This window comes from Plesiomonas sp. PI-19 (assembly GCF_021368255.1).
Lineage (GTDB): Bacteria > Pseudomonadota > Gammaproteobacteria > Enterobacterales > CAMTGL01 > Plesiomonas > Plesiomonas shigelloides.
Window position 1 is genome coordinate 652,854 of record NZ_JAJNMQ010000001.1, and the last position, 14,431, is coordinate 667,284.

Sequence of the window (14,431 nt, forward strand, 5' to 3'; positions counted from 1 at the left end):
AAAAGGGATTAAGATGGAAAACGGAGTCATTCAGGACTGGTTGGACTCTTCCCCGCTGGCGGGCGCCAACCAAACCTATATCGAACAACTCTATGAAGATTACCTCACAGATCCTGCGTCGGTAGATGAGAACTGGCGGGCTATTTTTGATAGCTTGCCTGTCGTGAGTGTGGCCGCTGAGCAGCCCCATTCTCGGGTACGCGACTATTTCCGCAAACTGGCCCAAGAGCCAGCGCGTTACCGTCATACCCAAGCCGATCCTGAGGCTGACGTTAAACAGGTGCGGGTTCTGCAACTAATTAACGCATTCCGTTTTCGCGGTCATCAGCAGGCCACGTTGGATCCGCTGGGGCTGTGGAAGCAAGACCCTGTCGCTGATCTTGACCCTGCATTCCATAACCTGACCGCCGATGATTTTGGCTCCGTCTTCAATGTCGGCTCTTTTGCTTGTGGGCAAGAGAGTCTGCCGTTATCTGCACTCTACCAAGCGCTGAATGAAACCTATTGTGGCTCGGTGGGCGCAGAGTACATGCACATCACCAGTACTGAAGAAAAACGTTGGATTCAGCAGCGTCTGGAGTCGGTACAAGGTAAACCTGAATTTACGCCACTGGAACAGCGTACCTTCCTGTCAGAATTGACCGCCGCAGAAGGTCTTGAGCGTTATATTGGGGCGCGTTTCCCGGGCGCGAAGCGTTTCTCGCTGGAAGGTGGCGATGCCATGATCCCGCTGGTTAAAGAGCTGATCCGTGGCTCAGCCCAGCATGGTGCTCGTGAAGTGGTGCTGGGAATGGCGCATCGTGGCCGCTTGAACATGCTGGTCAACGTACTGGGTAAAAAACCGGCGGACTTGTTTGATGCTTTTGCCGGCAAGCATGATGAAGGCTGGGGCACTGGGGATGTGAAATATCACCAAGGCTTCTCGTCTGACTTTGCCACCGAGCACGGCACCGTGCACTTGGCGCTGGCATTTAACCCATCGCACCTTGAGATTGTAAATCCAGTGGTCGTGGGTTCCGTGCGTGCACGCCAAGATCGCCTAGGCGATCATGAAGGCAGCACGGTATTACCGATCACCATTCATGGCGATTCGGCGATTGCCGGTCAAGGGGTGGTGCAAGAAACCTTTAACATGTCGCAGGCGCGTGGTTACAAAGTGGGCGGCACCATTCGGATTGTGATTAACAACCAGATTGGTTTTACCACCTCGAACCCGAAAGACACGCGCTCGACACAATACTGCACTGACATTGCCAAAATGGTGCAGGCACCGATTTTCCACGTTAATGCCGATGATCCTGAAGCGGTCGCGTTTGTCGCTCGTTTGGCATTGGATTATCGTTTTACCTTCAAGCGTGATGTGATGATTGATCTGGTTTGTTATCGCCGTCATGGCCATAACGAAGCGGATGAGCCGAATGCTACGCAGCCGCTGATGTACCAGAAGATCAAAAAGCATCCGACGCCACGTAAGATTTATGCCGATCGACTCATCGAAAGTGGCCTGATTTTGCAAGAAGATGCCACCGAAATGGTCAACAACTATCGCGATGCGCTGGATAAAGGCGATTGCGTGGTGCCAGAGTGGCGTCCGATGCAGATGCACTCGGTTGACTGGGCGCCGTACTTGAATCATGAGTGGGATATGGCGTATCCGGCAGGGGTGGAATTATCCCGCTTGCAGGATTTGGGGCGCCGTGTTTGTCAGTACCCAGAAAGTCATGTACTGCATCCACGAGTAGAAAAAATTTATGCCGATCGCCGCGAAATGAGCGAAGGCTTGCGTCCACTGGATTGGGGCTTTGCCGAAACACTGGCGTATGCCACGTTGTTGGATGAGTCGGTGAATGTACGCTTGTCTGGGCAGGATGCTGGGCGCGGTACTTTCTTCCATCGTCACGCGGTGTTACACAACCAAAACGATGCCAGCATTTATCAGCCACTGACGCATATCCATAATGGCCAAGGCAAATTCGAAGTCTGGGATTCCGTGCTGTCAGAAGCGGCGGTACTGGCTTTTGAATACGGTTATGCTACGGCAGAGCCGCGCTCGCTGGTCATTTGGGAAGCGCAGTTTGGTGATTTTGCCAACGGCGCTCAAGTGGTGATTGACCAATTCATCAGCTCGGGTGAGCAAAAATGGGGTCGGATGTGTGGGGTGACACTGCTGTTACCACACGGCTACGAAGGCCAAGGCCCAGAGCACTCGTCGGCCCGTTTAGAGCGTTATTTACAGCTGTGCGCTGAGCAAAATATGCAGGTGTGCGTGCCGTCAACGCCAGCGCAGGTTTACCATATGCTGCGTCGCCAGATGGTTCGTCCAATGCGTCGTCCGCTGGTGGTTATGTCTCCGAAATCCTTGCTGCGCCATCCACTGGCAGTTTCTAGCCTCGAAGAGTTGGCCAACGGACAATTCCTGCCAGCGATTGGCGAGATTGATGCGTTGGATCCGGCTAAGGTGCGTCGCGTGGTGCTGTGCTCCGGTAAGGTGTACTACGACTTGCTGGAACAGCGTCGTAAGAATGAACAAACGGATGTGGCGATTATCCGGATTGAACAACTCTATCCGTTCCCATACGAGAGCGTGCGTGCACTGCTCAGTGCCTACGCCCACGTGACCGATTATGTCTGGTGCCAAGAAGAGCCGTTGAACCAAGGCGCCTGGTATTGCAGCCAGCATAATCTGCGTCAGGTGATCCCGGCGGGGGCGACACTGAATTATGCTGGTCGTCCGGCATCCGCGTCACCGGCGGTCGGTTACATGTCACTGCATACCCAACAACAAAAGAACCTGGTTGACGATGCCTTGCGCACGGAATAAGAACAAATAACGAAGGATTTTTTATGAGCAGCATAGATATTTTAGTTCCGGATCTGCCTGAATCCGTTGCCGATGCCACCATCGCAACCTGGCATAAAAAACCGGGTGATAGCGTCACGCGTGACGAAGTGATCGTCGAAATCGAAACCGACAAAGTGGTACTGGAAGTACCGGCAACCGATGATGGCGTGCTGGACGTGGTGCTGGAAGAGGAAGGGGCGACTGTTACCGGTCGTCAGCTGATTGGTCGTGTGCGTCCGGTTGCTGTAGCCGGTGAACCGACCGCCGCCAAACTGTCTGAACCAGTGGCAACTCCGGCGCAGCGCCATACTGCCGCGTTGACCGAAGAAAGCTCCGATGCGTTAAGTCCTGCGGTGCGCCGTATGATCGCGGAGCACAATCTGGATCCTGCCAAAATCAAAGGCTCTGGTGTCGGTGGCCGCATTACGCGTGAAGACGTAGAAAAATATGTCACTGAGATGCGCAAAGCCCAGCCAGCGGCTGTGCAAGCGCCTACCGCAGTTGCCGCTGCGCCAGCATTGCTGGCCGGTCGCAGTGAAAAACGTGTGCCAATGACCCGTTTACGTAAGCGTATCGCTGAACGCTTGCTGGAAGCCAAAAACACCACCGCAATGTTGACGACCTTCAATGAAGTCAATATGAAGCCAATCATGACGCTGCGTAAGCAGTATGGTGAGGTGTTTGAGAAGCGCCACGGTGTGCGTCTGGGCTTTATGTCGTTTTATGTGAAAGCGGTGGTTGAGGCGTTAAAACGCTTCCCAGAAATCAATGCCTCGATTGATGGCGACGATATCGTGTATCACAACTATTTTGATCTCAGCATGGCGGTGTCTACGCCACGTGGTCTGGTAACGCCGGTACTGCGTGACTGCGATACATTGAGCCTGGCGGATATCGAAAAGAGCATCAAAGTGTTGGCTGAGAAAGGTCGTGACGGCAAGCTGACCGTGGACGACCTGACCGGTGGTAATTTCACCATTACCAATGGTGGGGTGTTTGGCTCCCTGATGTCAACGCCAATCATTAACCCGCCACAAAGTGCGATTCTGGGTATGCATGCCATCAAAGATCGCCCTATGGCGGTAGACGGTAAGGTTGAGATCCTGCCGATGATGTATTTGGCACTGTCTTACGATCACCGTTTGATTGATGGTCGTGAGTCCGTCAGCTTCTTGGTGGCGGTGAAGGATTTGTTGGAAGACCCAACCCGTTTACTTCTGGACGTATAAGCGATATCGGGCCCGGAACCCGAGAAGAGCCCGGGCCCAGTTTCAGTGGTGACCCCCTAGGACAATATAACTAACATGGATAGAGCATCATGAATTTGCACGAATATCAGGGTAAGCAGCTGTTTGCTCAGTATGGTCTGCCCGTATCAGAAGGCTATGCCTGTAGCAGCCAGCATGAAGCGGTTGAGGCAGCTGATAAAATTGGCGGTGACCACTGGGTGGTAAAATGTCAGGTTCATGCGGGTGGACGTGGCAAAGCGGGCGGCGTGAAGCTGGCGCGCTCGAAGGACGAGATCCGTGAGTTTGCCCAGAAATGGTTGGGCAAAAATCTGGTCACGTACCAGACTGATGCCAAGGGGCAACCCGTTAACAAGATCTTGGTCGAAAGCTGCACTGATATCGCTAAAGAGCTGTATCTAGGCGCTGTCGTCGATCGCGCGAGTCGTCGTGTGGTGTTCATGGCGTCAACGGAAGGCGGCGTGGAAATTGAGAAAGTGGCCGCTGAAACGCCGGAGCTGATCCATAAGGCGGCGCTTGATCCTATCTGCGGTCCACAACCTTACCAAGGTCGTGAGCTGGCGTTTAAGCTCGGGTTAACCGGCGATCAAATCCGTCAGTTCACCAAGATTTTCATGGGCCTCGGTCAGCTGTTTTTGGATAAAGATCTGGCACTGATTGAAGTCAACCCATTGGTGATCACCGCCCAGGGCAATCTGCACTGTCTGGATGCCAAAGTGGTGGTGGACTCCAATGCGCTGTATCGCCAACCGCAACTGCGTGAGATGCAAGACCCATCTCAGGAAGATGCACGGGAAGCGCATGCCGCACAGTGGGAAATCAACTATGTGGCGCTGGAAGGCAATATTGGTTGCATGGTCAATGGCGCCGGTCTGGCCATGGGCACCATGGATATCGTGAAATTGCACGGTGGCGCGCCAGCAAACTTCCTTGACGTAGGCGGTGGCGCAACCAAAGAGCGTGTTACTGAAGCGTTTAAAATTATTCTGTCCGACGATAATGTCAAAGCGGTACTGGTGAATATCTTTGGCGGTATTGTCCGTTGCGATTTGATTGCCGACGGTATTATTGGTGCCGTAGAAGAAGTGGGCGTGAGCATTCCGGTGGTGGTACGTCTGGAAGGCAACAATGCCGAGCTGGGAGCCAAGAAACTGGCTGACAGTGGTTTGAATATCATCGCAGCAACCAGTTTGACCGATGCTGCACAGCGTGTCGTTCATGCAGCGGAGGGCAAATAATGTCTATTCTGATTGATAAAAATACCAAGGTTATTTGCCAAGGTTTTACCGGTGGACAAGGCACGTTCCACTCTGAGCAAGCGCTGGCATACGGCACCCAGCTGGTTGGTGGTGTGTCACCGGGTAAAGGCGGGACTTATCATCTGGGGTTGCCGGTATTTAATACTGTGCGTGATGCGGTCGAAACGACGGGTGCGACCGCCTCGGTGATTTATGTTCCGGCACCGTTTTGTAAAGATGCCATCTTGGAAGCTATCGATGCTGGGATCCAGTTGATCGTCTGTATCACGGAAGGGATCCCGACGCTGGATATGCTGCAGGTGAAAGTGCGTCTGGAGCAAACTGGCGTGCGCATGATTGGGCCAAACTGTCCGGGCGTGATCACTCCGGGTCAGTGTAAGATTGGTATCATGCCGGGTCATATTCACCTGCCGGGTCGTGTCGGGATTGTTTCGCGCTCCGGTACGCTGACGTATGAAGCGGTTAAGCAGACCACCGATGAAGGTTTTGGTCAGTCTAGCTGTGTTGGTATCGGTGGCGATCCGATCCCGGGTTCAACCTTTATCGATATTTTGCGTCTGTTCCAAAACGATCCGCAAACCGAAGCGATTGTGATGATAGGTGAGATTGGCGGCAGCGCGGAAGAAGAGGCGGCGGCCTTTATCAAAGCGAATGTCACTAAACCGGTGGTGTCTTACATCGCGGGTGTTACTGCGCCAAAAGGCAAACGTATGGGCCATGCCGGGGCGATTATCTCTGGCGGAAAAGGCACGGCGGATGAAAAATTCGCTGCGCTGGAAGATGCGGGCGTGAAAACCGTGCGTTCACTGGCCGATATTGGTCAGGCGCTGCGTCAGATAACGGGCTGGTAAGCGTGATGCCCTGAGCCGAGAAGCTGTATTGCGATATAAAAAAACCGGCGTGATGCCGGTTTTTTTATATGCTGTTTGCGCGTTGTTTTACGAATTGTTTGTCTGTCGCTTGAGCGCACAACGGTTAAACCGCAAAGACCGATTCTCACGCGCGCTGTTTTTTCAGCAGGCTGAGCATGAAAAGCGCAGCGGAGCAGATGACCACCGAAGGGCCAGCTGGCGTGTCATAAAACCACGATAACAGCAAGCCACCGGTGACCGACAGCATCCCGAACAGTGATGCAGTGAAGGCCATTTGCTCAGGCGTGCTGGCAAAACGGCGTGCGGTGGCCGCCGGAATAATCAGTAAAGAGGTGATGATCAAGGCACCGACAAACTTCATCGCCAAACCAATAGTCACCGCGGTGGTCAGCATCAATAGCAGGCGCATCCGGTTGAGGTTAATGCCATCCACAAAGGCTAATTCTGGGTTAATGGTGACAGACAGCAGTGCGTTCCATTGCCAGCACAACACGCCCAGCACTAACGCTGCGCCTAGACCAATCCACGCAATATCTTGCCATGTGATAGCCAGCAGATCGCCAAACAGGTAGGCCATCAGATCAACCCGCACATCAGACATCAAACTCACGGTCACCAGACCGAGCGACAAACTGCTGTGCGCCAATATTCCCAGCAGGGTATCGACCGCCAGTTGAGGTTTATGCTCCAGCCATACCAGTACGCCCGCTAAGGTTAAGGTTAACCCCAAGATAGTGATGTACGGATTGACATCTAGCAGTAAGCCAAGTGCCACCCCTAACAATGAGGCGTGCGCCAAAGTATCGCCAAAATAGGCCATGCGCCGCCATACCACGAACGAGCCCAGCGGGCCGGTGGCGAGGGTGAGCAATATACCGGCCAGCCAGCCGGGTAATAAAATCTCAATCATGGCGGCATCCTTGATGATGAGTGTGGATGACCTGACCATTTAACGCATGGCGGTGATCATGATGGTGTTGATACAACGCCAGTTTGCCTGGCAGCTGACGGCCAAACATCGAGATAAACTCAGGATGATGCGAGATATCCTCTGGCGCGCCCGAGCAGCAAATATGCTGGTTGAGACACAGCACCTCATCGGTTTTGGCCATCACCAGATGCAAATCATGTGACACCATCAGTACCCCACAGCCGAGCTCATCGCGCAGGACGGTGATCAAATCGTACAGCGCCGCTTGGCCGTTCACATCCACCCCTTGCATCGGTTCGTCCAGTACCAGCAGATCCGGTTTGTTCATCAGGGCTCGTGCGAGCAGCACGCGCTGGGTTTCCCCACCGGAGAGCTTTTGCATCGGTTGTTCGAGCAGGTGCAACACATTCACTTTACTGACTGCGCTTAGCATCTCTTCCGGATTTGCCGTCTTTTTCAGCGCCAAAAAGCGCCGCACGGTCAGGGGAAGGGTAGCATCGAGGTGCAGTTTTTGTGGTACGTAGCCGATTTTGAGATTACCAGCGCGCACGATTTGTCCGGCGCTCGGCGCCAATAAGCCAAGGACGACCCGAACCAAGGTCGATTTTCCCGCGCCATTCGGGCCGAGTAGGGTAATGATGTGGTTTTTCTTGATGTTGAGCGAAATGTTGTTCAGCACTTTTCGCTCACCCAAAACGACATCAATGTGATGAAGCTCAATGAGTGTTGACATGGTGTCTGTATGACCTGAGTGATCGCTATTCGGCACGGTGTGTGGCGATAAAATAAGTATGATTAAAAAATGTGATGTTATATTATAACAAAATTACATTGGGTACTCGAAAGGTTTTTGTATGATTAAGCGCATTTTTCTACTCAGTTTTTTGGCGTTACTGCCGATACAAAGTTTTGCCTCGGTGTTGGTATCAGTGCGGCCGTTAGGCTTTATCGCCGCGGCGATTGCTGATGGTGTCACGGATACCGAAGTTTTGCTGCCTAATGGTGCGTCTCCCCATGATTATGCGCTGCGTCCGTCCGATATTAAACGGATAAATAATGCGGATTTAGTGGTATGGGTGGGTGACGAGATGGAGCCTTTTTTAGTGAAGCCACTCACAGAAAAGGCGAATAATCAGCAAATAAAAGTAAAAAACTTATCTTCGGTCATGCCGTTATTGCGTCATGCTGACGATAATGATGAAGATGCGGAAGAGCATGGTGATGATCACGGTCATGCGCATGATCATGGTTCCACAGATTTACATGTCTGGATGTCACCTGAGATTGCTTTATATACAGCAGTCGCAATTTCTGAACGTTTGCAGGAACTTTTCCCAGAACAAAAAGACAAAGTGAAGGCAAATCTGCAATATTTTCAAACGCAGATTAACCATTTACCTGAAAAAATTGGTAGCATACTGAACCCAGTCAAGCAGCACGGTTATTTTGTGTTTCATGACGGGTACGGTTATTTTGAATCTTTTGCTGGCTTAAACAATGTTGGGCATTTCACCGTCAATCCGGTGATCACGCCGGGAGCTAGAACATTGAGCGAGATTAAGCAGAAGATAGAACAACATCAGGTTTCGTGCGTGTTTGCTGAACCCCAGTTCAGACCAGCAGTGATTGACGCTGTCGCGCGCGGCACCTCAGTCAATATAGGTACGCTTGATCCGCTCGGTGAGAAAGTTTCTCTCGGCAAGGACAGCTATGTGCAGTTTTTAGAGCAACTCTCCCAACAATACGCGAGTTGCCTGAGTAAATAAAAAAATTGGGGTAACAAAGTGCAAGAATTTGTCAGGTCAGTATCGCTAGCTCTTAACGGCCTGCCACGATTACATAAAGTGCTGCTGGGTATGCTCACCGCATTAACGTTGGCCGTTGCCGCGTGGAATCCGGTGTTGAACCATACTCCGCTTAAACGCGAAATTGCGCTGGATATTGAAACCCAGCGCGATTTGCAGCCGGAGGCAAGTGAGCCATTGGATCAGGTGATGCCAAATGATGCGCCCGAGCTGGAGCCAGAGAAAGATGATCTGGATAAAAAGCTCGAAGAGGCGGTACATGAGCACACCGTGGAAAGTGGTGAGACCCTCGGCAGCATTCTGACACAGTACGGCATTGATATGTCGGATGTGCATGCACTGACAAAAAGTAACCCCGAAGTTCAGCGTTTAGGGATTGGCCAAGAGCTGAGCTGGAAACTGGATGATGATGGTCTGCTCAAGCAATTGACTTGGGCGGTCAATAATCGTGAAACCCGCGTTTACGATCGTGCAGACAATGGTGCTTATAAGCGCTCTGTTGAAACCATGCAAGGGACGTGGCAAAACGATCGCGTTGCAGGCACTATCGATGGTAGCTTCGTATCCAGCGCGAAAGCAGCGGGTTTGTCGACCCGTGAAATTCAGCAGGTTACCAAAGCGTTGCAGTGGCAGGTGGATTTTCGCAAGCTGAAAAAAGGCGATAAATTCAGTGTTCTGATGTCACGTGAGTTTTTGGACGGTAAAGTGACCGGCTCCGGTGAAGTCAAAGCGGTACGCTTGAACTCCTCCGGCAAAGACTATTACGCGATTCAGGCTGAAGATGGCCGCTTCTATAACCGTGAAGGTGCGGGCTTAGCCAAAGGTTTCCTGCGTCTGCCAACTTTAAAGCAGTATCGCATTTCGTCGAATTTTAACCCACGTCGTCTGCATCCAGTAACGCGCCGTGTGGCGCCGCATAACGGTACTGACTTTGCGGCACCAATCGGTACGCCGGTGCTGTCTATCGGTGATGGTGAAGTGGTGAAAGCCGGTTACCACCCGTATGCCGGTAACTATGTGGTGATCCGTTTAGGTCGTCAGTATCAGACGCGTTTCCTGCACCTGAGCAAGATTTTGGTTAAGCAAGGGCAGAAAGTGAAGAAAGGCGACCGTGTCGCGCTGTCGGGTAACACTGGGCGTTCAACCGGGCCACACATTCACTATGAATTCTTGCTGAACTCCCGTCCGGTGGATCCGATGAAGGTGAAACTGCCGATGTCGGACGGTTTGGCTGGTCAAGAGCGTCGTGCCTTCTTGGCGCGTACCAAAGAGTACCTGCCACAGCTGACGCTGGATTAATCAATCCGTTACGCATATCTCTCTACATGAAAAAAGCCCGCAGACTCTGCGGGCTTTTTTTATCTGCTTGTTCTATCCCATGTTTTATCTGTGCTTGCTAGGCGAGCGGGTTATGCGAGAGTCGTAAACAGGCATGGCGCGACCAATACTCGGCCAATATTAGTAAGTTGCGGCGGACAACAGATGTTCAGTGGGGATAAGTGTCGGAATATCCCAGGGGGAGAGTCTGCTCAGCCTTAAATGCTTAGAATCAGAGTGTGAATTGCTGTGGCTAGGCCCAACCAAAAGCGAGGAAAGAGAAAACAGTCTTGTCACGGAGGGTGAGGCGGTAAAAAAGAGGAGGTAAAAAAGAGGAGGTAAAAAAGAGGAGGTAAAAAAGAGGAGGTAAAAAAGAGGAGGTAAAAAAGAGGAGGTAAAAAAATTGACGTGGCAGGCCAGATGACGTGCCACGGGTGCCAATGACACCTTCGCTTGCTGCCGGGAGCATGGCCTAGGGGCCACACTCTCTGATAAATCGGTAGATATCATGAACGGACATAAAAATATCTAATACAGAGAGATTTATGTAACTCAATGTTCTGACTTAACCGTTTATACCAGTTTTGTAACGAATTTATTAGCATGTGCACCATGAGTTTTATCGTTTCAGCTACCTTTAGCTAATTTCTGCGAGACATGTTGCACAATCGTAGCGAGCGTGGTGGAGAGCTGAGTGACATGGATAGCGATTGAGCAGGGAAAGTTTGATCTTTGGCAAAAAATGCTTGCTATGAAACCCGTACAATAATGATAATGATAATATATCTTATTTAATCTTTTTGGCGATTTGAACATGGTGACGTTGGCTGAGTTGAAGGTGGGAGACAAGGCGCGCGTAGTCAATATGCAGCGTCTGGATCGCCCATTGCGTAAAAAATTGATGGTACTGGGAGTGCTGCCTTCCAGTGAGATCCACGTAGTGCGTTTTGCCCCGTTGGGCGATCCGTTACAGATTGAGATTTGCGGAGTCAATATCGCTCTGCGCCGTACCATTGCCGCAGGCATCGATGTTGAGGTTTTGGCATGAATTTTTCGTTGTTAACCGTTGGTAATCCGAACAGCGGTAAGACCTCCCTTTTTAACGGGTTAACCGGTGCGCGCCAGCAAGTGGGCAACTGGAGCGGTGTGACGGTTGAGAAAAAGACCGGTCACTGCAAAGTCGGTGAGCACCAACTTCAGATCACTGACTTGCCGGGGGTGTACTCGCTGTCAGGTGATAACGTTGATAGCGGTAAAGACGAGCAGCTGGCCACCATTGTGGTCGAGTCGATGCCGGCGGATGTGATTTTGAACATCGTTGATGCCTCTGCGCTGGAGCGTAGCCTGTATTTGACACTGCAGCTGTTGGAAACCGGTCGTCCGGTGATTGTGGTGATCAACAAAACGGATGCGCTGGAGCGTAATCGCCAGCAGATCAATGTGCCGTTGCTGTCGCAGATGTTGGGCTGTCCGGTGTTTGCTATTTCAGCGCATAACCATCAGCAGGTGATGCAGTTTCGTCGCGAGCTGGTGGATATGCTGGCGAATGGTGTGGCACCAACCAAACTGCAACTCGATTATGGTGAGGCGGTAGAAAATACCCTGCAACTGCTGGTGCCTTATTGTCCGCAGAATGAGCAAGCGAGTAGTCGCTCACTTGCGCTGCGCTTGTTAGAACATGACCGTTTGGTTGAAGGCCGTCTGAGTGCGGAAAACCAGACCTTGGTGGCGCAGCATTTGCGGTATTTGGAGCAAGCGGTAGATACCGATTTGCAAATTGCTGACGTGCGTTACAGCTTTATCCATCATCTGTGCCAGAAAACCCGCAAACACGTGGGAATGGTGAGTCACAAAACCAGTGAGCGCATCGATAAGGTAGTACTGAACCGCTATTTGGGGCTGCCGATTTTCTTATTGGTGATGTACTTGATGTTTGTGTTCTCCATCAAGATTGGTAGCTCATTTATCGACTTTTTCGACATCTCGGTGGGCGCGCTGTTGGTCGACGGCACGCATCATCTGCTGGATGGCGTATTGCCAGTTTGGCTGGTGACGTTACTGGCGGATGGTTTTGGCGCCGGTATTCAGACCGTGGCTACCTTTATTCCGGTCATTGGCTGCTTGTATCTGTTCATGGCCATTCTAGAAGGCTCAGGGTACATGGCGCGCGCGGCGTTTGTGCTTGATAAGCTGATGCAGAAAATCGGTTTGCCGGGGCGTTCATTTGTACCGTTGGTGATCGGCTTTGGTTGTAACGTGCCGGCTATCATGGCAACCCGCACCCTGACGCAAGAACGTGAGCGCTTGCTTACCGTGATGATGACGCCATTTATGTCGTGTGGCGCGCGTCTGCCGGTATATGCGTTGTTTGCCACGGCGTTCTTCCCATCATCAGCGCAAAATGTGGTATTTGCGTTATACCTGATTGGTATTTTGGTAGCGGTCTTTACCGGTTTGCTGCTGCGTAAAACCTTGCTGCCGGGGATCAGTGAAAGCTTTGTGATGGATATGCCGGATTATGAGTGGCCGACACTGCGTAATATCGGACTGAAAACCTGGCAAAAACTGAAAAACTTCGTGTTTGGTGCCGGTAAGACTATAGTGCTGGTCGTGGCCGCCTTGGGCTTCTTTAACTCCCTGGGTACCGATGGTTCGTTTGGTAATCAAAACACAGAAAATTCTGTGTTGGCTCAGGTAGCGAAAGATGTGACGCCTGTTTTGGCGCCAATCGGTATTGAGAAAGATAACTGGCCGGCCACGGTCGGTATTATTACCGGGATCTTCGCCAAAGAAGCGGTCGTGGGTACGCTCAACGCGTTGTATAGCGGTGAACCGGCGGATGCTGGCGATGAGTACAACTTCTTTGCCTCGTTCAAAGAAGCGCTGCTGACTATCCCAGAAAATCTGCTCAGTATTAATCTGGCCGATCCACTCGATATCAGTGTGGGTGATACCTCGGATCGCACCGCGGCAGCAGAAGCGCAGGAAGTGAATACTTCGACGTTTGATAAGCTGTCACAGAACTTTGCTGGCCCTGCGGCAGCCTTTAGTTACTTGCTGTTTGTGCTGCTGTATACCCCGTGTGTGGCGGCGATGGGCGCTTTTGTGCGAGAAGTTGGCCGTAACTGGGCGCTGTTTGTAGCGGGCTGGACCATGCTGCTGGCGTATGTGGTGGGTACGTGGTTCTACCAAATCATGCACTTTAGCCAGCATCCGGCACAAAGTGCGATGTGGTTGGCCATTACCGGTGGCATATTCCTTATCACCATTGCAGTCATGCGGGTTAAGGGAAGCCGTCAACAATCTCAACAGGTGAAATTGGCATGATCTTACAAGACCTGCGCGATCTTTTACAAAAACATGGCCGTATGACCCGTAAGGATCTGGCTCGTCAATTGAACAGCAGCGAAGATGGTGTTGATGCGATGCTGCAGGTATGGATGCGTAAAGGGCGGGTCAGTAAGGACGAGCAAAAAGTGTGCGGCGGTTCTTGCTGCGGCGCGGCGCAAGAGGTGTACTACCGTTGGCTCGATGCACAGGGCATTGCGCTAGTGGTGCGTCATTGAAGCTTGTGGTCACTTGAGTGGATAACGCGAATAAAAAAACCGGCTGATTGGCCGGTTTTTTTATGTGCTGCTCTGCGTTATATCCAATCGCCTTAACGGAATAACCGTAACAGCGTAACTGGATTAACCCAGAATATTAGGCCGCGATAAAGTCTGCGGTATCCGCCAGCGCTTGTTGTAACTTACGCATTTCGGCTTGTTGCTGCTCTTCACTGCGCCAGCTGGCGGTCAGGCGACCCCAAATAGGCGCTGGCCAGACAGGATCGCGACTAAAGCGTCCGACATGATGCAGGTGCAACTGTGGCACCATGTTCCCGATGGCGGCGATATTGAGCTTATCTGGCTGATAAAGCGCGTTAATGACGCGCGAGACAGCGCTGGATTCGCGCAGTAACTGGATTTGGTCGGCGTCGCTGAGTTCATAAATTTCGCGAATGCCCATCTGGCGCGGAACCAAGATGATCCACGGCAGTTGTCCTTCGCGGCACAGCAGCACGTCACTGAGTGGATAATGCCCAAGGCAAGTGGTATCTGCCGCCAGTTGTGGATGCAGTTGGAAAGTGGCATCAGTACTCATCGTCATTCCTGTTCC

The 14,431-nt window shown here is 51.8% G+C and carries 12 protein-coding genes; 9 read left to right on the top strand and 3 right to left on the bottom strand.

What is annotated here, in order from left to right; all coding sequences use genetic code 11:
- Positions 1–13 precede the first annotated feature (13 nt).
- From sucA to sucD, 4 genes are all read left to right on the top strand, one after another.
- Positions 14–2,821 carry a 2-oxoglutarate dehydrogenase E1 component gene (sucA, locus tag LQ901_RS03020; protein WP_010864230.1) on the top strand — a complete coding sequence of 936 codons (2,808 nt, stop codon included), beginning with the start codon at positions 14–16 and terminating at the stop codon, positions 2,819–2,821.
- 23 nt (positions 2,822–2,844) lie between these two features.
- Positions 2,845–4,071 carry a 2-oxoglutarate dehydrogenase complex dihydrolipoyllysine-residue succinyltransferase gene (odhB, locus tag LQ901_RS03025; protein WP_064978052.1) on the top strand — a complete coding sequence of 409 codons (1,227 nt, stop codon included), beginning with the start codon at positions 2,845–2,847 and terminating at the stop codon, positions 4,069–4,071.
- 89 nt (positions 4,072–4,160) lie between these two features.
- On the top strand, positions 4,161–5,327 hold the full coding sequence (sucC, locus tag LQ901_RS03030; protein WP_010864228.1) for an ADP-forming succinate--CoA ligase subunit beta: 1,167 nt from the start codon (positions 4,161–4,163) through the stop codon (positions 5,325–5,327).
- Positions 5,327–6,199: a succinate--CoA ligase subunit alpha gene (gene sucD, locus LQ901_RS03035; protein WP_152136391.1), complete on the top strand. Its 873-nt coding sequence runs from the start codon at positions 5,327–5,329 to the stop codon at positions 6,197–6,199. Before sucC ends, sucD begins: the two co-directional genes overlap by 1 nt.
- A gap of 145 nt (positions 6,200–6,344) precedes the next feature.
- Here the strand turns inward: sucD and znuB are convergent, their stop codons facing one another.
- Positions 6,345–7,130 carry a zinc ABC transporter permease subunit ZnuB gene (znuB, locus tag LQ901_RS03040; RefSeq protein WP_152136390.1) on the bottom strand — a complete coding sequence of 262 codons (786 nt, stop codon included), beginning with the start codon at positions 7,128–7,130 and terminating at the stop codon, positions 6,345–6,347.
- Positions 7,123–7,884, bottom strand: a complete 762-nt coding sequence (gene znuC / locus LQ901_RS03045; RefSeq protein WP_010864225.1) for a zinc ABC transporter ATP-binding protein ZnuC — start codon at positions 7,882–7,884, stop codon at positions 7,123–7,125. The genes znuB and znuC overlap by 8 nt, the downstream gene beginning before the upstream one ends.
- 121 nt (positions 7,885–8,005) lie before the next feature.
- Between znuC and znuA the strand changes: the two genes are divergently transcribed.
- From znuA to LQ901_RS03070, 5 genes are all read left to right on the top strand, one after another.
- The gene (znuA, locus tag LQ901_RS03050) at positions 8,006–8,917 is read left to right on the top strand and encodes a zinc ABC transporter substrate-binding protein ZnuA (protein ID WP_039045545.1); all 912 of its coding nucleotides are present in this window, start codon (positions 8,006–8,008) and stop codon (positions 8,915–8,917) included.
- An 18-nt stretch (positions 8,918–8,935) separates the two neighbouring features.
- Positions 8,936–10,255 carry a murein DD-endopeptidase MepM gene (gene mepM, locus LQ901_RS03055; RefSeq protein WP_010864223.1) on the top strand — a complete coding sequence of 440 codons (1,320 nt, stop codon included), beginning with the start codon at positions 8,936–8,938 and terminating at the stop codon, positions 10,253–10,255.
- 832 nt (positions 10,256–11,087) lie between these two features.
- Complete coding sequence (locus LQ901_RS03060; RefSeq protein WP_010864222.1) at positions 11,088–11,321, top strand: FeoA family protein; 234 nt, start codon at positions 11,088–11,090, stop codon at positions 11,319–11,321.
- Positions 11,318–13,600, top strand: a complete 2,283-nt coding sequence (gene feoB, locus LQ901_RS03065; protein WP_152136389.1) for a Fe(2+) transporter permease subunit FeoB — start codon at positions 11,318–11,320, stop codon at positions 13,598–13,600. The genes LQ901_RS03060 and feoB overlap by 4 nt, the downstream gene beginning before the upstream one ends.
- Positions 13,597–13,839 carry a FeoC-like transcriptional regulator gene (locus tag LQ901_RS03070; RefSeq protein ID WP_010864220.1) on the top strand — a complete coding sequence of 81 codons (243 nt, stop codon included), beginning with the start codon at positions 13,597–13,599 and terminating at the stop codon, positions 13,837–13,839. Before feoB ends, LQ901_RS03070 begins: the two co-directional genes overlap by 4 nt.
- Before the next feature lie 136 nt (positions 13,840–13,975).
- Here the strand turns inward: LQ901_RS03070 and LQ901_RS03075 are convergent, their stop codons facing one another.
- The gene (locus LQ901_RS03075; protein WP_047709258.1) at positions 13,976–14,422 is read right to left on the bottom strand and encodes an HIT family protein; all 447 of its coding nucleotides are present in this window, start codon (positions 14,420–14,422) and stop codon (positions 13,976–13,978) included.
- Between the last annotated feature and the right edge of the window lie 9 nt (positions 14,423–14,431).